At 46.1% G+C, this 21,235-nt stretch carries 24 protein-coding genes; all 24 read left to right on the top strand.

The annotated features are described in order from the left end of the window. The first annotated feature begins 13 nt into the window (after window positions 1–13). Entirely contained in the window at window positions 14–745 is a 732-nt protein-coding gene (locus ACFQPF_RS02280; protein WP_379745915.1) for a YphA family membrane protein, read from the top strand. Window positions 746–887: 142 nt separating this feature from the next. Beyond that, window positions 888–2,201 (top strand): ribosome biogenesis GTPase Der, encoded by a 1,314-nt coding sequence (gene der / locus ACFQPF_RS02285; protein WP_379745918.1) that lies wholly within the window; start codon window positions 888–890, stop codon window positions 2,199–2,201. A gap of 60 nt (window positions 2,202–2,261) precedes the next feature. After that, complete coding sequence (locus tag ACFQPF_RS02290) at window positions 2,262–3,287, top strand: NAD(P)H-dependent glycerol-3-phosphate dehydrogenase (protein WP_379745921.1); 1,026 nt, start codon at window positions 2,262–2,264, stop codon at window positions 3,285–3,287. 110 nt (window positions 3,288–3,397) lie between these two features. Next, window positions 3,398–3,658 (top strand): stage VI sporulation protein F, encoded by a 261-nt coding sequence (locus ACFQPF_RS02295; RefSeq protein ID WP_379745924.1) that lies wholly within the window; start codon window positions 3,398–3,400, stop codon window positions 3,656–3,658. Between the two features lie 432 nt (window positions 3,659–4,090). Continuing rightward, on the top strand, window positions 4,091–4,291 hold the full coding sequence (locus ACFQPF_RS02300; RefSeq protein ID WP_379745927.1) for a DUF2768 domain-containing protein: 201 nt from the start codon (window positions 4,091–4,093) through the stop codon (window positions 4,289–4,291). Between the two features lie 11 nt (window positions 4,292–4,302). Next, on the top strand, window positions 4,303–5,016 hold the full coding sequence (locus ACFQPF_RS02305; RefSeq protein WP_379745930.1) for a hypothetical protein: 714 nt from the start codon (window positions 4,303–4,305) through the stop codon (window positions 5,014–5,016). Window positions 5,017–5,265: 249 nt separating this feature from the next. Continuing rightward, on the top strand, window positions 5,266–6,744 hold the full coding sequence (gene spoIVA, locus ACFQPF_RS02310; RefSeq protein ID WP_379745933.1) for a stage IV sporulation protein A: 1,479 nt from the start codon (window positions 5,266–5,268) through the stop codon (window positions 6,742–6,744). A 223-nt stretch (window positions 6,745–6,967) separates the two neighbouring features. Further along, on the top strand, window positions 6,968–7,240 hold the full coding sequence (locus ACFQPF_RS02315; protein ID WP_094250478.1) for an HU family DNA-binding protein: 273 nt from the start codon (window positions 6,968–6,970) through the stop codon (window positions 7,238–7,240). Window positions 7,241–7,404: 164 nt separating this feature from the next. Next, window positions 7,405–7,971 carry a GTP cyclohydrolase I FolE gene (gene folE, locus ACFQPF_RS02320; protein WP_379745936.1) on the top strand — a complete coding sequence of 189 codons (567 nt, stop codon included), beginning with the start codon at window positions 7,405–7,407 and terminating at the stop codon, window positions 7,969–7,971. A gap of 14 nt (window positions 7,972–7,985) precedes the next feature. Then, the gene (gene mtrB, locus ACFQPF_RS02325; RefSeq protein ID WP_198767636.1) at window positions 7,986–8,204 is read left to right on the top strand and encodes a trp RNA-binding attenuation protein MtrB; all 219 of its coding nucleotides are present in this window, start codon (window positions 7,986–7,988) and stop codon (window positions 8,202–8,204) included. A 366-nt stretch (window positions 8,205–8,570) separates the two neighbouring features. Next, on the top strand, window positions 8,571–9,278 hold the full coding sequence (locus tag ACFQPF_RS02330; RefSeq protein ID WP_379745940.1) for a heptaprenyl diphosphate synthase component 1: 708 nt from the start codon (window positions 8,571–8,573) through the stop codon (window positions 9,276–9,278). A gap of 3 nt (window positions 9,279–9,281) precedes the next feature. Further along, window positions 9,282–9,989 (top strand): demethylmenaquinone methyltransferase, encoded by a 708-nt coding sequence (locus ACFQPF_RS02335; RefSeq protein ID WP_379745944.1) that lies wholly within the window; start codon window positions 9,282–9,284, stop codon window positions 9,987–9,989. A 15-nt stretch (window positions 9,990–10,004) separates the two neighbouring features. After that, on the top strand, window positions 10,005–10,868 hold the full coding sequence (locus ACFQPF_RS02340) for a UbiA-like polyprenyltransferase (protein WP_379745947.1): 864 nt from the start codon (window positions 10,005–10,007) through the stop codon (window positions 10,866–10,868). Beyond that, on the top strand, window positions 10,865–11,455 hold the full coding sequence (locus ACFQPF_RS02345; RefSeq protein ID WP_379745950.1) for a UbiX family flavin prenyltransferase: 591 nt from the start codon (window positions 10,865–10,867) through the stop codon (window positions 11,453–11,455). The genes ACFQPF_RS02340 and ACFQPF_RS02345 overlap by 4 nt, the downstream gene beginning before the upstream one ends. Beyond that, on the top strand, window positions 11,452–12,297 hold the full coding sequence (locus ACFQPF_RS02350) for a menaquinone biosynthetic enzyme MqnA/MqnD family protein (protein WP_379745953.1): 846 nt from the start codon (window positions 11,452–11,454) through the stop codon (window positions 12,295–12,297). Before ACFQPF_RS02345 ends, ACFQPF_RS02350 begins: the two co-directional genes overlap by 4 nt. Window positions 12,298–12,308: 11 nt before the next feature. Beyond that, the gene (gene hepT, locus ACFQPF_RS02355; RefSeq protein WP_379745955.1) at window positions 12,309–13,268 is read left to right on the top strand and encodes a heptaprenyl diphosphate synthase component II; all 960 of its coding nucleotides are present in this window, start codon (window positions 12,309–12,311) and stop codon (window positions 13,266–13,268) included. A 78-nt stretch (window positions 13,269–13,346) separates the two neighbouring features. Next, window positions 13,347–13,790, top strand: coding sequence for a nucleoside-diphosphate kinase (ndk, locus tag ACFQPF_RS02360; RefSeq protein WP_379745958.1), 444 nt, complete (start codon window positions 13,347–13,349; stop codon window positions 13,788–13,790). Window positions 13,791–13,966: 176 nt separating this feature from the next. Beyond that, window positions 13,967–14,740 carry a CheR family methyltransferase gene (locus tag ACFQPF_RS02365; protein WP_379745961.1) on the top strand — a complete coding sequence of 258 codons (774 nt, stop codon included), beginning with the start codon at window positions 13,967–13,969 and terminating at the stop codon, window positions 14,738–14,740. A 357-nt stretch (window positions 14,741–15,097) separates the two neighbouring features. After that, the gene (trpD, locus tag ACFQPF_RS02370) at window positions 15,098–16,129 is read left to right on the top strand and encodes an anthranilate phosphoribosyltransferase (protein WP_379745964.1); all 1,032 of its coding nucleotides are present in this window, start codon (window positions 15,098–15,100) and stop codon (window positions 16,127–16,129) included. After that, window positions 16,116–16,883, top strand: coding sequence for an indole-3-glycerol phosphate synthase TrpC (gene trpC / locus ACFQPF_RS02375; protein ID WP_379745968.1), 768 nt, complete (start codon window positions 16,116–16,118; stop codon window positions 16,881–16,883). The genes trpD and trpC overlap by 14 nt, the downstream gene beginning before the upstream one ends. After that, on the top strand, window positions 16,870–17,541 hold the full coding sequence (locus ACFQPF_RS02380; protein WP_379745972.1) for a phosphoribosylanthranilate isomerase: 672 nt from the start codon (window positions 16,870–16,872) through the stop codon (window positions 17,539–17,541). The genes trpC and ACFQPF_RS02380 overlap by 14 nt, the downstream gene beginning before the upstream one ends. After that, window positions 17,516–18,718, top strand: a complete 1,203-nt coding sequence (gene trpB, locus ACFQPF_RS02385) for a tryptophan synthase subunit beta (protein ID WP_379745975.1) — start codon at window positions 17,516–17,518, stop codon at window positions 18,716–18,718. The genes ACFQPF_RS02380 and trpB overlap by 26 nt, the downstream gene beginning before the upstream one ends. Beyond that, window positions 18,711–19,595 (top strand): tryptophan synthase subunit alpha, encoded by an 885-nt coding sequence (gene trpA, locus ACFQPF_RS02390; protein ID WP_379745978.1) that lies wholly within the window; start codon window positions 18,711–18,713, stop codon window positions 19,593–19,595. The genes trpB and trpA overlap by 8 nt, the downstream gene beginning before the upstream one ends. Next, window positions 19,537–20,637 carry a histidinol-phosphate transaminase gene (gene hisC / locus ACFQPF_RS02395; RefSeq protein WP_379745981.1) on the top strand — a complete coding sequence of 367 codons (1,101 nt, stop codon included), beginning with the start codon at window positions 19,537–19,539 and terminating at the stop codon, window positions 20,635–20,637. The genes trpA and hisC overlap by 59 nt, the downstream gene beginning before the upstream one ends. Window positions 20,638–21,235: the final 598 nt, after the last annotated feature.

Raw genomic sequence — 21,235 nt, forward strand, 5'->3', positions numbered from 1 at the left:
GGCGGACTCATTCATGGGTTCGCCTGTTTCCTTTAAAACCAAGGCTGATGGAAACGTGAAGTACGAGGAGAAAAACGGGCTTAAAGAGGAAAGGATTATTTTCATGCTGTCATTGTCCATAATGGATAGAGGTGATGAAATAATGAATGACGGAATCATTTTCTATATGGCAGCATGGTGTGCGTTTATCTACTTTACATTTATTCATAAAAAGAACGATGCGAGATTGAAATGGGCAATATCCATTCTGGCTGCCATTTTGCTCTCAGGCCATGAAATCGTTCTAGGAGACGTGACGATTGGTCTAACTTTGGTAGGATTGTTTATATGTTCATTGTTCAGTCTGCATAAGCATGCTTTTTTTCAAATGCTTCGCGTTGTCATGGTCAGTTTTATGATCATGATGCTTTACGTGCTTCTTCACGTTTATTTCTTATATGATCCTGCCATGCTCATTGCACCTTCCGTCCTTCTTATTGGCATGATTGCAGCGGCTGCAAGTGTAGGACTAGGGAGGACGGAGAGCGAAGCTTTACATGTTTGTGTAACAGGATTGATTCTCGGGGATATGCTGCTGCAAGTCGCTGTTCTCCCGCTAAAGGGTTATATAGAAGCGGGAGGAAAAGAATTTTTAGATGTGGCAAGTATTAGTTTCTGCTCATTGTATGTGTTCTTCCGCACTTCACTATTTATAAAAAGTGTAAACCGGATGAAAACGGGGAGGAAAATTACTCTGAAACGCTGAGGCGCCGGGTTGTCTAGAATCCTTGCATTTGCTACAATGGATAAGCTTGCCTAAATTAGAAAAGAGTTTACATGGCTGCAGCATGCGCTGTGTTTAGTTTGTTATTAAAATTCAGATTGAAAAATAAGGGACGTGCATTTAAATGTCTAAACCAGTATTAGCGATCGTAGGGCGGCCGAATGTCGGCAAATCCACGATTTTTAACCGTATTGCAGGAGAACGGATCTCCATTGTTGAAGATATGCCAGGTGTAACACGTGACCGCATATACAGTTCTGCCGAGTGGCTGAACACTGAATTCAGCTTGATCGATACAGGCGGTATTGAAATCGGAGATGAGCCTCTGTTGCATCAAATGAGGCAGCAGGCTGAACTAGCTATAGAAGAAGCTGACGTTATTTTATTTATGGTAGACGGAACAGAAGGCATTACAGCTGCTGATGAAGAAGTAGCGAAGCTCCTTTTCCGTTCGAAGAAACCGATAATCCTTGGCGTTAATAAAATCGATAATCCAGAACGCCGTGAACTGCTATATGATTTCTATTCTCTTGGCATGGGAGAGCCGATCGGCATTTCAGGAACACACGGAATTGGGATTGGTGATCTTCTTGATGCGGCTGTCGCTCATTTTCCTGAGCTTGAAGAAGAAGAGAAGGACGAAGACACGGTTTATTTTTCTTTGATCGGTCGTCCGAATGTCGGCAAATCATCACTCGTCAACGCCATCTTAGGAAAAGAACGGGTAATAGTCAGTGACATAGCTGGAACGACGCGTGATGCGATCGATTCAAAGTTTGAAAAAGATGGGCAAAAATATGTGATTATTGACACAGCCGGCATGCGCAAACGCGGTAAAGTCTATGAATCGACTGAAAAATATAGTGTGATGCGCGCACTGAAGGCGATCGAGCGATCCGATGTCGTCTTGATGGTCATCAACGCTGAGGAAGGCATCATTGAACAAGATAAAAAAGTGGCCGGATATGCTCATGAGGCAGGAAAGGCTGTCGTCATTGTCGTGAATAAATGGGATGCGATCGAAAAAGACGATAAAACAATGCGTGATTTCGAGCAAAAGATTCGTGATCATTTCTTGTATTTGAGCTATGCGCCGATCGTGTTTGTATCAGCTCTGACAAAGCAAAGGCTGCATCAGCTTTATCCTGTCATCAACCAAGTGGCAGAAAACCACTCGCTTCGTGTGCAGACTAACGTTCTCAACGATGTGATCATGGATGCGGTGGCAATGAATCCTGCTCCGATGGATAAAGGCAAACGCTTGAAAATCAACTACGCCACGCAGGTTGCAACAAAGCCGCCAACGTTCGTGCTGTTCGTTAACGATCCGAACTTGCTGCATTTTTCATACCGTCGGTTCTTAGAGAACAGAATTCGCGAAACGTTCGGGTTTGTCGGTACACCGCTGCGCATTCTCGCTAGACAAAAAAACGAGTAATAACGTTGCTGTACGGCGTATGCTGTACAGCAAACATTCTGTTTTAAAGGAGCGGAATAGATGAATAAGATTGCGGTTATTGGATCAGGCAGCTGGGGTACGGCTCTCGCCCTTGTTCTTGCTGATAACAATCACAGCGTCTTTCTTTGGGGGAGAAGGGCTGATCAAGCGGCGGAAATTAATACAGAACATACAAACGCACGCTATCTTCCGGGTATCATGCTGCCTCACGAGATTAAGGCGACCACCTCATTAAAGAAAGCAGTCGACGGTGCTGAAGTCATTGTTCTAGTCACCCCGACGAAGGCGCTGCGCGAAGTGCTTCACGAAATGAAGGGTCATTTGGAAAAGCCGGCTGTATTTGTTCACGCCAGTAAAGGCATTGAGCCGGGGACATATAAACGAATTTCTGAGATTATTGAAGAAGAGATCCCAGACTCGCTGCGAACAGCTGTCGCTGTTCTATCTGGGCCAAGTCATGCAGAGGAAGTTTCACTGCGACAGCCTACGACCGTAACGGTTTCTTGCGAAGACATCAAACGCGCAGAACAAGTGCAGGATCTTTTCATCAATCAGAATTTTAGAGTGTATACGAATCCTGACGTAATCGGGGTTGAGCTTGGCGGAGCACTGAAGAATATTATTGCTCTTGGGGCAGGCATGTCGGATGGACTTGGCTATGGCGATAATGCTAAAGCTGCCCTGATCACAAGAGGCCTTGCAGAAATCGCGCGACTTGGGACATCAATGGGCGCGAACCCTCTCACATTTGCTGGACTAACGGGCATCGGTGATTTAATCGTTACGTGTACAAGCGTTCATTCACGCAACTGGAGAGCAGGCAACATGCTCGGAAAAGGGATCGCGCTTGAGGAAGTTCTCTCACAGATGGGAATGGTAGTCGAAGGTGTCAGGACGACGAAAGCAGCCTACGAACTTGCGCGCAGTGTTGACGTAGAGATGCCGATAACGAATGTGTTATATGAGGTGCTCTTTAACGGGAAAGAGCCGAAACAAGCTGTGGACGAGCTCATGAAACGGTCTCGGACGCATGAGGTGGAAGATCTGTCTTCCCTAAGAGCGTGAAGTAGGATGGGCATCTCCCTAAAAAAATAGGGCGATGCCTATTTTTTTCATCACCTATCTGTTCTCCGGCGCATACGATATGTTGAATAGGAAGCGGGAGGAGGACATCAATGGAACGCGATCATCAGTTTTTTGACAATATCGAGAAAAAAACGAGTGTAAAAAAAGATGACATTTTTAAACTGGCACAGTCGGTGAGCCACTCGAATCTGGGTGATGAAAGAACGATCCGCATGCTGGTGTCTCAGGTAGCAAGCCTGGCCGGGGTGCCCGTGTCTAAACAAAAAGAAGACCAGATCGTGCAAGCCGTGCTCAACAACAAAGTGCCGCTCGACTTTGCGGCATTATCAAAAATGTTTGAAAACAAGTAAACCAAAATACCAAAGCATGCACCACTGCGGTGACCGTCAGCTGCAGAGATAGGAACGTATTTAGTCGACTATACACATATGCGGCCCGTGCTGCATATGTGTATTTTTTTTGAGCTTGCCAGTGATTAAACGTTGTTTTTTAGTAATCTATGAAGTCGCTGATCGTCGTTACAGGTGCACGCTTTCCGAGGAGGAAGTGGTAAGCCGGCATGATTTTGCACATTAACTTTGGTCACCAAAGTTAATGGAGTATAAATGTTCGAGTCTAGGCATGAGTGGAACTTGCCGGATCATACAACTATTTTCTGTTCGTTCAAGAAGTGAAATAAAACCTTTCTTCTAAGCGGAAATCGTTGTGAAAAGCTTCATAATGAAGATGTTGGAAAGGCTCCTATATGCTATAATGTACGCGGAATGTAAAGGAGGATACATATGAGTGAAGGGCTATTGAAAATGTGGGTCGCGCTTTCGGCGATCGGGCTGATGTTTCTTGCTGTTTTTTCTATTTATTTCAGCAGAGAAAAGCTAAAGGGCGCGCTGAAAATTGCGGTGGGTGTGTTTGCTTACGGATGCATGCTTATCGCTGGTTTTTTAATCGTGCTTGTCGTGTTCTCTGGACCGGTAAAAGGGTAGGAGGGAACAGAATGAAGAAATGTAAATCATGGCTGCCGCTTGTACTCGTGTTTTTCTTGAGCGGATGCCTTTATCCAGAAGACAGAAAAGCGGAGAACCGCATTCCGTATAAAGACCAAATTGATGCGGTACAAACAGCTGTTGAAGAATATCAAAAAGATACGATGGTGCTTCCGATCAAGAACCGTGACTCCAATACCGATGTGTTTCAAAAATATCCGATAGATTTTAACAAGCTTGTGCCCAAGTATTTGCAGGATGTGCCGGGCAACTCGTTTGAAAAGGGCGGGACGTTTCAATATGTGCTCATACGAGTGGAAGAGAAGCCTGCAGTGAAGTTAGTGGATCTTGTGATGACGGATGACCTGCAGGATGTCCAGATGGCACTTGACAGCTATATGAGAGAACACAGGTACCCGCCCTTTAAGGACCTGCTCGCGACAGGCCGATATACCTTTGACCATAAAAAGCTCGGGCTGAAAAAGAAGCCTACGGTTACTAGTCCATTTACAGGAAAGGAGCTTCCTCTGATACTTGATAATCAGGCCAACGTACTGGTAGATTACAGAGAAGATCTGAAAACGGCCATGAAAAGCAATCCGGATGATGCCGAGAAAGAAACGGATATACGCTATCTATTAGCTGACCATTCTTTCTTTTCTCCGGCACATTCCGTCTCCTTTACGGCTGAAAACGGAAAGCCTGTCTTTTTGTTAAAACAATAGTCATGTTCTCTCCTTCTTTCTAATACATTCATAGAAAGGAGGAGAGATTTTTTTATATTTGCGGCCAGCAGGATACTGTTGCCTTTCAGCATGCGTTTTCGTGCAGCCCCCGGTCTTGCAGCAGCCTGCTTTAAAATACCACTGCGGCGCAAAAAAATCTTACTTCTCTGACATATTGGGGTGGACAACATCATAAGATGTAATGTCCACAGACAGCAACGGAACTTATTTGGATCGGGAGGGAAATGCATGGAGAAAATTGATATTTTTAAAGATATTGCTGAACGCACCGGAGGAGATATTTATCTCGGGGTGGTTGGGGCAGTAAGGACAGGCAAATCTACCTTTATCAAGCGGTTCATGGAACTGGTGGTGCTGCCGAACATTCAGAGTGAGTCAGAGCGCCACCGTGCACAAGATGAACTGCCGCAAAGTGCAGCAGGCCGCACAATCATGACGACTGAACCGAAATTCGTACCGAACACAGCTGTATGCATAAATGTTGGTGAAGGGCTCGATGTCAACATCCGTCTGGTGGACAGCGTGGGCTATGCCGTACCAAGTGCAAAAGGATATGAAGACGAGAACGGCCCGAGGATGATTCATACACCATGGTATGATGAGCCGATACCGTTTCATGAGGCGGCTGAGATCGGAACAAGGAAGGTCATCCAGGAGCATTCTACACTAGGTGTCGTCGTGACGACAGACGGCTCGATCGGTGAGATTCCGCGCTACGATTATGTTGACTCTGAAGAGCGTGTAGTAGAAGAATTAAAAGAAGTGGGGAAGCCTTTCATTATGGTGATCAACTCCACGCATCCTCATCATCCGGATACACAGAAGCTTCGCAATGAACTTTGCGAAAAGTATGACATCCCGGTTCTTGCATTGAGTGCAGAACAGATGACAGAGCAAGATATTCACAATGTTCTGCGTGAGGCGCTTTACGAATTTCCGGTGCTTGAAGTGAACGTGAATCTTCCAAGCTGGGTGATGGTGCTAAGAGAAGACCACTGGCTTCGCGAAAGCTATGAAGAAGCAGTCAGGGAGACCGTTCAGGACATTAAGAGGCTGCGTGATGTGGACCGCGTGGTAGGATGTTTTGAAAACTTTGAATTTATAGATGACGCAAGACTTGCGGGGATTGAAATGGGCCAGGGGATAGCAGAGATCGATTTGTTTGCGCCAGATGATCTGTACGATCAGATCCTAAAAGAAGTGGTAGGTGTAGAGATCAGAGGGAAAGATCACTTGCTCCAGCTGATGCAGGAATTTGCATTCGCCAAAACAGAATATGACCAAGTGTCCGATGCGCTGCGCATGGTAAAGCAGACAGGTTATGGAATCGCTGCTCCGGCCATTACCGACATGAGCCTCGATGAGCCGGAAATCATCCGCCAAGGATCACGTTTCGGTGTACGCCTGAAAGCGATTGCTCCTAGCATCCATATGATCAAGGTGGATGTGGAGTCAGAATTCGCTCCGATTATCGGAACGGAGAAACAAAGTGAAGAGATGCTGCGCTATTTGATGCAGGACTTTGAAGAAGATCCGCTGTCAATCTGGAACTCAGACATCTTTGGCCGCTCACTCAATTCTATCGTCCGAGAGGGCATACAAGGAAAAATTGCACTTATGCCTGAGAACGCACGATACAAATTAAAAGAAACGCTGGAAAGAATCATAAACGAAGGTTCAGGCGGATTGATTGCCATTATTCTATAATCAGGGGACTCCTTTCTGGGGTCTTTTTTTTGTTCTGTTCCTTTGTGTTTCGCTCTATTATGCGAAAAATAGCGGAAAAAGGATTGAATTTCCGTTTCTTTTCGTTTAATATAAGGCTTGTTGCAGATTGTTAGCAAATCTTGTATAAAATGATACAATCCATTAAACGTTAACATAGCTTGATAAAAAACAGCATTCCTGCTTTTGAGAGGAGGTGAATGGAATGAACAAGACAGATCTTATCAATACAGTGGCTGAGCAATCTGAGCTATCTAAGAAGGACGCTACAAAAGCAGTTGATGCTGTTTTTGAAGCAATCGCGGAAAGCTTGAAAAGCGGAGACAAAGTTCAGCTTATCGGATTCGGAAACTTCGAAGTGCGCGAGCGTGCTGCACGTAAAGGACGCAACCCGCAAACGGGCAAGGAAATCGAAATCGCAGCGAGCAAGGTACCTGCTTTCAAACCAGGAAAAGCCCTTAAGGATGCTGTAAAGTAATAGAATACATAGGGCAGCGAAGGACCGATCATGATCGGTCCTTTTTATCATATAAGAGACTGAGCAAAGAGGCACGTGTGCTCGAGTGCCAGGCTTTTTGCTAAGTTAGAAGACATATGCTAAAATTTCTTGAGGAATAACAGTAATGAGTGGAGGAAAACGCAGTGATTGAATTTGACCGTGAAAAGATAGAGACCGCCATCCGCATGATTTTAGAAGCAGTCGGCGAAGATCCGGATCGTGAAGGGCTTCTTGATACACCAAAGCGCGTCGCACGCATGTATGAAGAAGTCTTTCAAGGCCTAAACCAAGACCCGAAAGAACATTTTGCCACCGTATTCGGTGAAGATCATGAAGAATTGGTTCTAGTAAAAGACATTCCGTTCTATTCGATGTGCGAGCATCATCTAGTGCCGTTTTTCGGCGTGGCGCATATCGGTTACATTCCAAGAGGCGGAAAAGTAACAGGGCTCTCCAAGCTGGCGCGTGCCGTGGAAGCGGTGACAAAGCGCCCTCAGCTTCAAGAACGCATCACGTCAACGGTTGCTGACAGCCTTGTAGAGACGCTGGAACCTCATGGCGTCATCGTAGTCGTGGAAGCGGAGCACATGTGCATGACGATGCGCGGAGTGAAAAAGCCAGGGTCAAAAACCGTCACATCCGCCGTAAGGGGAGTGTTCGCGAACGATGCTGCAGCACGTGCAGAAGTGCTCAGTTTTATTAAAAGCTAAGGGAGCGTTGCCAGATGAAATCAGAGCTTGATTTTTTTGTTATAAAAGCAAAGGAAAACGGCGTTAACGTAATCGGGTTAACGCGCGGAACAGAGACACGCTTTCACCATTCAGAAAAGCTGGACAAAGGTGAAGTGATGATCGCTCAGTTTACCGAGCATACATCAGCAGTTAAAGTAAGAGGCAAAGCCGTTATCTACACAAAACATGGAGAAGTGGATACAGAAAGCTAAAGAAAGCTTGGCTTAGGCCAGGTTTTCTTTTTTCGCACATCACTTTTTGCATGAGTTTACACGACGCGGCAAAACGTTAACGTCCATAGTATACGTGCAGCTTAGGCTGACATAATTGGCATAACGTCAGCCAATTTTTCTATAGAGAGTGGTAAGCGAAAGCTTTTAGAAGTCGTTTTTCTGAACAGATGATTTTTTCATCCCACTCTTTTTCAAACGTGTAATGGATTGAAGCAGGCAATGCCTGTATGACATGGCTTCTTCCATACCGCCCTCTCAAAGTAAATGTGATGGAATGACAGCGAGCTCTTTTGGCAACTATGGTATAATAAACAGGTAATTTTAGCCGTTATGGGGGCACCTTCAATGAATACGAGCCAAGAATTAAAACGTTTAATAAATCTTGTGGAGCACAAAATGACGCACGAGTATACGAGCCTGTATGTGACACCTCCTAAAGTGGACGCAGCCAAAGCCAGGGCGGTATACAGCGTGCTCCTCGATGCAGACCTATTACCAGAAATGGCGGAGGAGTATTTTACGGCTGTCATGCTGATTCAGGCAGCGCTTGATATGCATGACAGTGTAGGCGATAAACGAGAAGATGCGAGAAAAGGAAGGCAGCTTTCTGTTCTTGCAGGAGATTATTACAGCAGCATGTATTATCTCATCTTGTCACAATGTGAAGATATTGAATTGATCAAGATGCTTTCGCGAGCGATACAGCACATTAACGAAACGAAAATGAGCCTTCACTTGAAGGATGTTTCTGACCCGTATGATTACATAGAAGCAGTTAGGAAAAAGGAAAGCCTGCTTGTTACAGAAACAGCCGGGAGATTTGGAAAAGAACAGTTCGTTTCTTTTCTTGAGGACTATTTATTTTTGGCGGTGTCCAAAAATGACAGAAGCCAATTAGAGCTGCTCGCTGGTTCTGAAAATGTCAGGTCGGCAGTCAATGAGGCATACGATCGGATGAGAAAAGAAGATTGCATGATGCCTTCTATGTTCTCAAGAGACAACCGGGAGCTTGATTTGGAATATGACGGAAGCAGTATGACAGGGGAGGGCTGAAGCATGGTATCAAAGGAAGAACGCGTGCATTCGGTTTTTGAGAAAATTTCATCGCAGTATGACTTCATGAATGATGTGATCAGCTTCCGTCAGCATGTCCGCTGGCGCGGCCAGACGATGGCTATTGTAGACGTGAAGTCTGGGGACCGGTGTCTGGACTTATGCTGCGGAACAGCTGACTGGACGATCGCCCTAAGCGAGGCTTCAGGTCCCGAAGGCCGCGTCACGGGGCTGGATTTCAGCAAGAACATGCTGAGCGCTGGCCAAAAGAAGGTAGAAGCAAAAGGGCTTCAAGACAGAATTGAGCTGTTGCACGGAAATGCGATGGAGCTGCCGTTTGAGGACAATACTTTTGATGTGGCAACGATTGGATTCGGCTTGCGCAACGTGCCAGATTACCTTCAAGTGCTGCGAGAGATGGAACGGGTAGTCAAGCCTGGGGGCAAAGTGGTTTGTCTTGAAACATCACAGCCGTCTGTACCTGTCTTTCGTCATTTGTTCGCTTTTTATTTTACGAACATAATGCCGCTTTTCGGCAAGCTGTTCGCGAAAAGCTACAATGAATATGCCTGGCTCCAGGAATCGACGGAAGCTTTTTTATCAAAGCAAGAGCTTAAGCAGCTGTTTATCGTGGCGGGGTTGGACCAGGTTATCGTCAAGCCTTTTTCGCTCGGAGCTGCCGCGATGCATTATGGGAGAAAACCTTCATAGAAAGAGAGAATCAACGTGCTGAAGAAACTGGCTGTAATTTTAGAAATGATTAAGTTTGAACATACGGTTTTTGCCCTGCCTTTTGCTTTTTTAGGAGCGTTAATGGGAAACCTCGCGATCGAGGGTACCTTCCCGTCGTTGATGGAATGGGTGTGGATTACGCTTGCCATGGTCGGTGCAAGAAGTGCGGCAATGACCTTAAACCGATTAATAGATTCAGAGATTGACCGGAGAAATCCGAGAACAGAAACGAGGGCTATCCCGGCTGGCCTCATCAGCAGGCTGGAATCAGGAATCTTTACAGCAGGTTCGCTGCTGCTGCTTTTTTTTAGTGCCTATCAGCTGAACGAGCTGTCGGTTTATCTCCTTCCCGTAGCTGTTTTCTTCTTGGTCATCTATTCGTATACAAAGCGCTTTACTTATTTATGCCACGTAATCCTTGGCGTGACGATTGCGATTGCGCCGCTGGGCGGATGGGTCGGAGCTACTGGCGAGCTTAGTTCAGAAGCTTTTCTTCTCTTCTTCAGCGTGCTTTTCTGGATTGCCGGATTTGATGTGATTTATGCGACACAGGATGCTGATTATGACCGTGAGAATGGTCTGTATTCTATACCATCGCGGTTTGGAGTGCGCCGGGCCCTTCTGGCTGCCCGTTTTATGCACATCATAAGCTTTTTCTTTTTTATAGCTCTTGGAGCCGCGGGTTCATTCGGGTGGATCTATTATACAGGTGTCATCATTTCAGGCTGTATCATGATCTATGAGCATTCTTTGGTCAAGCCTGATGATCTATCTAAGCTGAATGTCGCCTTTTTTACGATGAACGGGATTTTGAGCATGGTCATGTTTATTTTTTCGCTGGGAGATATGTATCTATGAAAATATTCACAGTAGGCATTACAGGAGCAAGCGGAGCTGTTTATGGCGTCCGTCTCGTTCAGGAGCTGCTATCTTCTGGGCATAAAGTGCATCTTATGGTGACAGAAGCCGGCTGGCAAGTTTTCAGAGAGGAACTCGGATGGGACACAAGTGACAGAGAAGCGCGCATAGAAGAGCATTTCCGATCAGCTAAAGGGCTGCTGCATTATCATACATTGCGCGATTTCAATGCTCCTGTCGCAAGTGGGTCGTATCAGAACGATGGCATGGTCATCATCCCGTGCTCGATGGGAACGCTCTCGGGCATCGCGCATGGAGCGAGCGGGAACCTGCTAGAGCGGACAGCGGATGTTATGCTGAAGGAAGGGCGCAAGCTGGTCATTGTGCCAAGAGAGACGCCGCTCAACCGCATTCATTTAGAGAACATGCTGAAGGTGACAGAGGCTGGAGGGAAAATCGTGCCGGCCATGCCTGCTTTCTATCAGCTTCCTAAAACGATGGATGATCTGATTAATTTCCTGGTTGGCAAGGTGCTCGATCAGCTTGGCGTGCACCATGAATTGTTTACAAGGTGGGGAGATCAGTGATCACGGTCGGCGAAATCAGCTATACAAACATAATGCCCCTCTATTATTATTTGAATAAAGAGGCATGGAAGAAAGAAGGCGTGAGATTCATCAGCGGTGTTCCTTCCTTCATCAATTCCTTGATGAAGGAAGGTGCAGTGGATGTAGGGGGAATTTCCTCCTTTTCTTTTGGCGAGAACAGCTCAGACTATTGCCTTTTTCCTGATCTGTCTGTTTCATCGTTCGGTGCGGTCGGCTCTATATTTCTTTTTTCCAAAGTTCCTGCCAGCAGGCTTGGAGGCAAAACGATTGCGCTCACTTCGAGTTCTGCTTCCTCAGCCGCGTTATTAAAAGTGATTTTATCAAAATTTTATCGTCAGGAAGCGAACTACTCCGTTGTTCATCCTGACTTGCAAGCGATGCTTGCCAGCCATGATGCCTGCCTTTTAATAGGGGATGATGCCCTTGCAGCCAAAAGGGTGAGCAGCGGGTTATTTGTCTATGATCTTGGAGAACAGTGGAAGACGTTTACAGGCTGCCCGATGACGTTCGCTGTTATGGCTGTGCGCCGCAGTGCAGCAGAAAAAAGCGGCAGGCTGCTAGAAAAGATCAAGACGCAAATGCAAGAAAGCCGTGACAGATGTGTACGGGAGCAGTTCAGGCCGCTTGTAAGAACACTTCATCCATCACTTGGAGGAGATGAAAAAAGCTGGCATTCTTATTTTTCCGGGTTAGATTATTATTTTAATGGAGAACATGAAAAGGGACTCCAGCTTTATTATCAATACGCGTATGAATGCGGGCTGCTGTCTAAACAGCCTGTTATTACCTATTTCGACGGCTGCATGAGTGTCGGGCGATAAGGCGGTAGAGTATGAAACTTAAAGATATGTATACATTTGTAAAAAACGATTTGAACGGAATCGAAAGCGAACTAGAGCGATCTGTGCACTCAACGCACCCCTTGCTCCAGCAATCCGGCTCAAACCTTTTACGAGCGGGAGGAAAGAGGATCCGGCCGGTATTCGTTCTGCTCGCTGCACAATACGGCCGCTATGATGCGCAAAAGGTGAAGAAAGCAGCAGCAGCGCTTGAACTCATTCATATGGCCACTCTGGTTCATGATGATGTTGTCGACGATGCGGATATGAGAAGAGGAAAGAAGACGATCAAATCTCAATATGATGATAAGGTCGCCATGTATGTGGGTGACTTTATTTTTGCCCGGGCGCTTCAGCTGATGACGGAGGTAAAAGAACCTGCCGCCCACCAGCTTTTGGCACATGGCATTAAGGAAATGTGCCTTGGCGAAATACAGCAGATTAAAGAACAGTTTGATACGAACCAAAATGTGCGCCACTATTTTCGCAGGATTAAGCGGAAAACTGCACTATTGATCGCCCTGAGCTGCCAGCTGGGTGCCATCGCTTCTGGCGCACCTGTTCCCATTCAGCGAAAACTGTATCAGTTCGGCTACAATGCAGGTATGGCCTTTCAGCTGACCGATGACATTCTTGATTTCACCTCTTCTGAAAAAGAGCTTGGGAAGCCGGCAGGCGGAGACTTACAGCAAGGAAACCTTACGCTCCCTGCCCTTTATGCAATGGGTGCCGTGCCAGGGCTAAAGAAGAGAATCGAAGAATATTACCGAGGCAGCGGGGACCTTGCGCTGATTCTTTCTGAGGTGAAGAACAGCGGAGGAATAGAGCACGCTTCTAGGGTGGCGGCTGCCTACCTGCAAAAAGCTGTATCGGCGGCCAATGGACTGCCAGAGCATGCTGCGCGCAGCAGCCTGTTAAAAATCGCTGGCTATATCGGCCGCCGAAAATTTTAAAGACATTGCTAATTTTCAAAATGTTTGATACGATTTTCTCGGGACATCCCATACATAGATCCTAAAGGAGAGAAAATCATGGAAAGAACATTTTTGATGGTTAAGCCCGACGGCGTACAGCGCGGTCTTATCGGCGAGATTACGGCACGTTTTGAGAAAAAGGGCTTCAAGCTTGCAGGTGCTAAGCTGATGAACATTTCTGAAGAATTGGCAAAAGAGCATTATGGCGAGCATAAAGAACGCCCTTTTTTCGGCGAGCTTGTTGAATTTATTACATCTGGCCCTGTGTTTGCAATGGTTTGGGAAGGCAAGGACGTCATTGCGACAGCACGCTTTATGATGGGAAAAACAAATCCTGCAGAAGCAGCTCCTGGAACGATCCGCGGTGACTATGCTGTTCAAGTCAGCAACAATATCATCCATGGCTCGGATTCTCCTGAAAGCGCTGTCCGAGAAATCGGCTTGTTCTTCAAAGAAGAAGAGCTTGTAGCGTATGACAAGTCTGTTGCAGCCTGGATTTAACTTGATTGGAAATGTAAGCGTTTAAAAACGGCCGAGCTGGCCGTTTTTTCTTTTTCAACTAAACGTAGTGCAGGAACTGATTAAGATATGGAGATTGTTAGGGAAGTTTTCTTTATCTCTTCAATTTTTTCCGGTGATGACGATAAAGAAAAAAAGAACAGTAAGGTGGATGAAACGTGCTAGATCAAGACTACGAAGGGTTTATTAAAAAAATAAAATCATTAACAGGGATCGATCTGTCGCTTTATAAAGAGGCTCAAATGAAAAGACGGCTTCTTTCTTTAAAGGATAAAAGAAACTGTTCCACGTTCGCGCAATACGGAGAAGAAATTCAAAAGGATACCGTGCTGCTCGAAGAGTTTCTAGACCGGATGACGATCAATGTTTCAGAATTTTATCGTAACCGTGCAAGATGGGCCGATCTAGAGAATAAAATATTGCCCGGACTCATAAAGAGTACAAATAAATTGAACGTATGGAGCGCCGCTTGTTCAACAGGTGAGGAGCCGTACACTTTGGCAATGATTCTTGAACAGCAGAAAAAAACTCCTTACACGATTCTGGCGACGGACCTTGATCAGCAGGTCCTTAAAACAGCTGAAAAGGGATTTTATTTTGAAAAGGCGGTCAGTGAGGCACCGAAAGAAGTGGTGGACCAGTTTATGGAAAAAGTGGATTTCGGGCTAAAAGTGAAGGACAGCTTGAAAAAGCACCTATCGTTCAAAAGACAGAACTTGCTCGCTGATGATTTTGCCTCAGGCTTTGATTTGATCGTTTGCCGCAACGTGATGATTTATTTCACCGAAGAGGCGAAAGATGTACTGTACAAGAAATTTGCGGCTGCTTTAAAAAAAGATGGAATCTTATTTGTCGGAAGTACAGAGCAAATCTTTTCTCCTGGAAAATACGGGCTGGCTGGAGCGGAGCCCTTCTTTTACAGAAAATTATGATAGTACACGAAAAACGTTTGACACCAACTAGTTTTTCGTATATTCTGCTAGATAAGAAAAGCGGAAGCGCTTTTCCTAACGAGAGCAACAGTAAAGAATAACAGTCAGAGTTTAGTTGAGATTGAGTTGAGAATGTTAGTGGAGCCGAGCCGAGGCAGTCATCATACATAATGCCGTACGGTTTATTTCCGTACGGCTTTTTCATGTTTGAGGCGCATAGTCTCTTGTAACTCCCCGTTCTCCTCCAATAAAACGGAGGTGCCCCATGAAAATAAAACTTTATATCCCGCCTTGAAAGAATCGCCTTCTCGTTATGTTTGATGCAGGACGATTTTATTCAAAGGGGGGCTTACTATTATGATTTCCATGTATGTAAAGAAAATTGCCAACAAAGAAAAGCTGAACCAGCAGGAAGCGTATTTGCTGATGAAAGACTTGATTTCTCAGCCTGTTAATGAAGCAGAAACGGCCGCTCTGCTTTCCGCCTTAAGTTTACGCGGAGAAACGCCTGAGGAACTCGCAGGGTTCGCCGCTGCTATAAAAGAAAACAGACATGATGTTTCTCATAGTGTCATAGGTGTCATCGATACGTGCGGGACTGGCGGAGATTTGAAAGGAACGTTCAACATTTCCACCGCTTCTGCATTCGTGATCGCGGCGTTAGGTCAGCCTGTAGCGAAACACGGAAACGGCGCGGTCACCTCTAAAAGCGGAAGCATGGATGTACTGTCAGAACTTGGTGTAGAGCCTGCTGTTACGGCAGAACAGGCACTTGCTGAACTAGAATCTCGGAACGTCACGTTCCTGCATGCTCCTTCTTTTCATCCAGCTTTAAAGAAATTTGCATCTGTAAGAAAAAAACTTCCGTTTCGAACCGTATTCAACTTGATCGGACCTTTGTCAAATCCGGCTGATCCTGATTTTCAGCTGATCGGTGCATCATCTGAAAAAAATGCAGAAACGTTAGCAGATGCGTTAAAACTGCGCGGTGCGAAGCGGGCGGTCGTTGTCTTTGGTACAGATGGGATGGATGAGGTGTCGATCACCGCTCCGACTAAGTTGTACTTGGTCAACGAAGGAAAGATTACAGAAAATGTTTTTACGCCAGAAACAGCTGGATTAAAGACAGCGGATGCTTTTACGAGTATTCAAGTACAGTCTAGCAGAGAAAGCGCCGCCTTAATTCTTCAGGTGCTTCAAGGAAAGGCACCTCAAGCCGCGCAGGATATCGTCGCGCTTAACGCTGGAACCGCACTTTTTTGTGCGAATAAAGCAGCAACAATCGGCGATGGTGCGGCGTTGGCTGAGCAGGTCATAAAAAGCGGGCATGCGTATGAGTTTTTTAGACAGCTATCGGCCGAAGGAGGGCCAGTACATGCTGCTAACTGAAATTTTGAAAAGAAAGAACGATGAAATAGAGGCGTTAAAAAGAAAAGACCGCCACGCAACAAATGAGACGAAGAGACGTGGGTTTGCAGCAGCATTGCGAAATAACAGCAGCAGTCCGGCGCTGATCGCTGAAGTGAAAAAAGCGTCGCCATCTAAAGGCATCATCCGGCAAAATTTTGATCCTGTTCAGATCGCCAAAGACTATGAAAAAAGCGGTGCCGCCTGTTTGTCTGTTTTGACAGATGAGCAATTCTTTCAAGGGTCGCTGAACTACTTGAAAGAAATAAGAAAGTTTACGAGTATTCCGCTTTTAAGGAAAGATTTTATTATAGACGAAGCACAGATCGAGGAAAGTCTGCATTACGGAGCTGATGCAATATTGCTTATCGCCGCTGCGATGCCAGCCAGCCGTCTCCGCTGCCTGCATGAAAGAGCGGAACGAGCAGGACTGGATGTCCTTGTTGAGGTGCATTCTGCGCAAGAACTGAAAACGATCACTGCTGAACTATCACCAACACTGATCGGCATAAATAACCGTAATCTGAACACATTTCATACAGATCTGAACACAACGTTCGAGCTTCGTCCTTTGATCCCGCCAGATTCTATTATTGTAAGTGAGAGCGGGATCAGGTCGTTTGAAGACGTGCAAAAGCTGCAGTCTGCAGGCATAGACGCGATGCTGGTCGGTGAAACACTCATGCGCAGTCCAGATGTATGTGAGGCGGTAAGGAGATTGTATGGCAGATATTAGCAAGAAATTGACACTGAAATATTGCGGAGCAAGAAGTTTAGAAGATTGTGAAGTGATTGCAGAATCTTCAGCGGACGTGATCGGATTCGTTTTTGCAGAATCCAAACGAAAGGTGACCCCGCAGCAAGTAAAAAGATGGAGTGCGGTACTTCCTGAAAGAATGAAAAAAGCTGGAGTATTTCAAGATCAGCCTATAACTGAAGTTGTGAATGCAGCGAGGATGAGCGGGATGAACATCATTCAGTGCCATGGCAGCGAGGAGCCGCACCAGCTGCTTCAATTGAAAAAACAATCCGGTCTTATTATCTTTAAAGCGCTAAAGGGAAACCGTGACCTTGTTATGTCAATGAAGAAGTATGAAGGATCAGCGGACGGCTATATAGTGGACAGTGTGAAAGATTCGGCGTTTGGCGGAACGGGCATTGCGTTTGATTGGAGCGTGGTGCCAGAAGCTGTGAAAGAAGCGAACAGGCAGAAGGTGCCGCTCCTTGTGGCAGGCGGAATAAGTGCCGGCAATGCTGCAAGCCTGCTTTCTTACAGTCCGGACGGCATAGACGTAAGCAGCGGGATCGAAGACGAAGAGAAAAAATGCAGAAGCAGAATACAGCTGCTCGAAAGGGTGATACGTGAATATGAAAAGTGTGAACGTGCCAGATAACCGTGGAAGATATGGCCGTTATGGCGGGAAGTATGTTCCGGAGACAGTGATGGCAGCTCTTGATGAACTTGAGCTAGGATTTAAAGAAGCGGTATTGGATCCTGTATTTTTGGAGTCGTATCAACATGAACTGAATAGCTATTCAGGACGTCCTACTCCGCTCACGTATGCTCCTGGACTCACAAAATTTGCCGGCGGTGCACACATTTATTTAAAAAGAGAAGATTTAAACCATACAGGTGCCCATAAGATCAACAATGCAATCGGACAGGCGCTCCTCGCTGTCAAGATGGGTAAGAAAAAGATCATCGCTGAGACAGGTGCAGGACAGCATGGAGTGGCAGCGGCTACAGCAGCAGCTAGATACGGACTTGAGTGCCGGGTGTTCATGGGAGAAGAAGATATTAGACGTCAGGCCCTCAACGTGTTTAGGATGGAGCTTTTAGGAGCTGAAGTAATTCCCGTTACAAGCGGGAGCCGCACGTTGAAGGATGCGACGAACGAAGCGATCAGAGAATGGGTCAGAACGGTTGAAGATACGTTTTATATGATCGGTTCAGCGGTAGGTCCGCATCCTTATCCAGAGATCGTTAAATATTTTCAAAAGGTGATCGGTGAAGAAACAGACCGTCAGTTGAACGAGATCGCCGGCGTTGAGCCATCATGTGTTATTGCCTGTGTTGGAGGCGGCAGCAACGCGATCGGAATGTTTGCTCCTTTTTTGGAACGCAGCATCCCGCTCGTTGGAGTAGAAGCAGGCGGATTAGGCACTTCTACCGGCAAGCATGCGGCGACGATGGAAAAAGGGTCGCTCGGTGTTATTCACGGATCGATGACGAAGCTGCTGCAGACGAATGATGGTCAGATTATCGAGCCATACTCTGTTTCAGCTGGTCTGGATTATCCAGGAGTCGGGCCTGAACACGCGTACCTTCACGAAACAGGACGTGTTCGGTATGAAAGTGTGACGGATGATGAAGCGCTCAATGCTCTTGAGACACTGTGCAAAGAAGAAGGCATTCTATGCGCAATCGAGAGCGCACATGCGATCGCTTATGCACTTAAGGCTGCAAAAAGCTATACAGAAGATGAGATACTCGTTGTTTGTCTTTCCGGAAGAGGAGATAAAGATGTACACACGCTCATTTCAAAGAAGAAGGAGGATATTCATGACTAACGCGCGCTTTGATCACTTTCAAGCAAAAGACGGATTTCGATTCGTTCCGTATATGATGGGCTGTGACCCTAGTTTTGAAGCTTCAGTTGAAGTCGCGCTCGCTCTTCAGGAAAGCGGCGCTGATGCGATCGAACTCGGGGTGCCTTACTCCGATCCGCTAGCCGACGGACCTGTCATCCAAAGAGCGGCTAAACGGTGCTTAGAAAACAACGTGACGTTAACGGATGTGCTAAAACTTGCTGGAGAGATGCGAAGACGAGGGATTACGGTTCCGGTCATTATCTTTACTTATTACAACGTTTTGTTACAATTAGGAGAGAACCAATTCTTTAAGCTTGCAGAAGAAAATGAAGTAGACGGCGTTTTAGTGCCTGATCTTCCATTTGAAGAAAGCGGAGATTTAAAAGAAGAATGCCGAAAGAGGAACATGGCGCTCATTTCGCTTGTGGCTCCTACAACGGGCGAAGAGCGATTAAAGCAGATCGCCCATAGTGCAGAAGGGTTTTTATATTGTATTTCATCGATGGGTGTGACCGGAAAAAGAGCTGCCTTCGCTAAAAACATTCAGCCGTTTTTAGAAAACGCAAAACGGCATTCTGACGTACCTGTACTTGTCGGATTTGGCATATCAGACAGCGAGCAGGCGATGGCGTTCGAACCGATATCAGACGGATTTATCGTCGGCAGTGCGATTGTAGAAAAAATAGAGTCACTATGCCACCGATTGCAAGATAAAAACGAAGCAAAAGGCGCTGCGAACGAATTGAAGCGATTTTTAAGCAGACTTGTTCCTCCCGAGCTAAAAAAGGAGAGTAATCATGCAGCCGAAAACACAGTTGACGTCATTAAAGCCGTATCAGCCGGGAAAACCGATTGAAGAAGTAAAAAAAGAGTTCGGGCTTTCAAAAATCGTGAAGCTCGCATCAAATGAAAATCCATACGGCTGCTCACCTCTTGCCAAGAAAGCGATTGAAGACGAACTGAACAGCCTCCACCTATATCCGGACGGCTATGCTGCAGGTATTCGAGAAAAAGTAGCCGATTATATCGGTGTTGGACAAGACGAGATCATCTTTGGCAATGGGTCAGACGAGATCGTCCAGATTTTATGCCGCGCATACCTTAGTGCAGGAACGAGCACGGTCATGCCTGCACCTACTTTTCCTCAATACCGTCATAACGCGGTAATCGAAGGAGCGGAAATCAGAGAGATCTCGTTAGTTGATGGAGACCATGATTTAGAATCTATGCTTGGAGCGATCGATGAAAGCACGAAAATAGTGTGGCTCTGCAACCCGAACAACCCGACAGGAACATACATCACAAAAGATGACTTTGACGCATTCATGAAAAAAGTGCCGCGTGATGTGCTTGTCGTCAGTGATGAAGCGTATTTTGAATATGTGGGTGCTGAAGATTATCCAGACACCGTTCCTTTTTTGAATGAATACGAAAATTTGATCATTCTAAGAACGTTCTCAAAAGCATATGGACTCGCTTCGCTGCGCATCGGCTACGGGCTTGCGAACGCTAGTGTCATTCAAGCGATCGAGCCGGCACGTGAGCCGTTTAACACCTCGCGCATCGCGCAGGCAGCTGCGCTAGCCGCGATCGACGATCAAGACTTCATCGCCGATTGCCGGAAAAAGAACAACGAAGGATTAAAGCAATACTATGATTTTTGTGAGGAGCATAGCTTGTTTTACTATCCTTCTGAAACAAATTTCATTTTGATCAACATAAATGGAGATTCGGATGAAGTGTTTATGCACCTTTTGAGACATGGGTACATCGTCCGCTCAGGATCTGCGTTAGGGTTTCCGGGATTCATACGGATCACCGTCGGCAGCAGCGAAGAGAATAAAGAGATCCTTTCATTGCTTGCTGTTTACCTGAAAACTCAAAACGTCAGCCGTTAATCATGTGAAAGATGCTGAACTATCAGCATCTTTCTTTTAGGATCTTTTCGTAGAGATTGTTGATTTTGAAAAGTCTGATTGTGTAATATTGTTTGGGAGTGAGAAGGTGAGACCTTTCAAAGGCGCTTGGAGAGCGTTGGGGCTTACTTGTCCAGCTGCGGTGGCTAGCCCCTCGAGTCAGAAGGATGAATGGTCCAGGAAGGCAAAGAGCGCCTTCCTTGCCCCTTCACCTTCTGCTGGTCGGGGCTGAACGAGCCACCTCCGCTTTTCGGTTTGTCCAGCTGCGGTGGCTAGCCCCTCGAGTCAGAAGGATGAATGGTCCAGGAAGGCAAAGAGCGCCTTCCTTGCCCCTTCACCTTCTGCTGGTCGGGGCTGAACGAGTTATTCCTGCTTTTCGCCACCCCTCTGGATAAGCGTGCACCTGTAACGGAGATCAACCGCTTCAAATACTTCTAATTGCCCTTTATTATCTAAATTTTCAAAAAACAGCTTGATTATTTTTTAATACGGTTTTATAATGACGTTAATATGGTTTCTCTCCACTCCTATCCATATTATTATCTTTTCCTGACAGCGCTTACATGTCAGGGCTTTTTTT

The organism is Fictibacillus iocasae (assembly GCF_042665465.1).
Lineage (GTDB): Bacteria > Bacillota > Bacilli > Bacillales > Fictibacillaceae > Fictibacillus > Fictibacillus iocasae.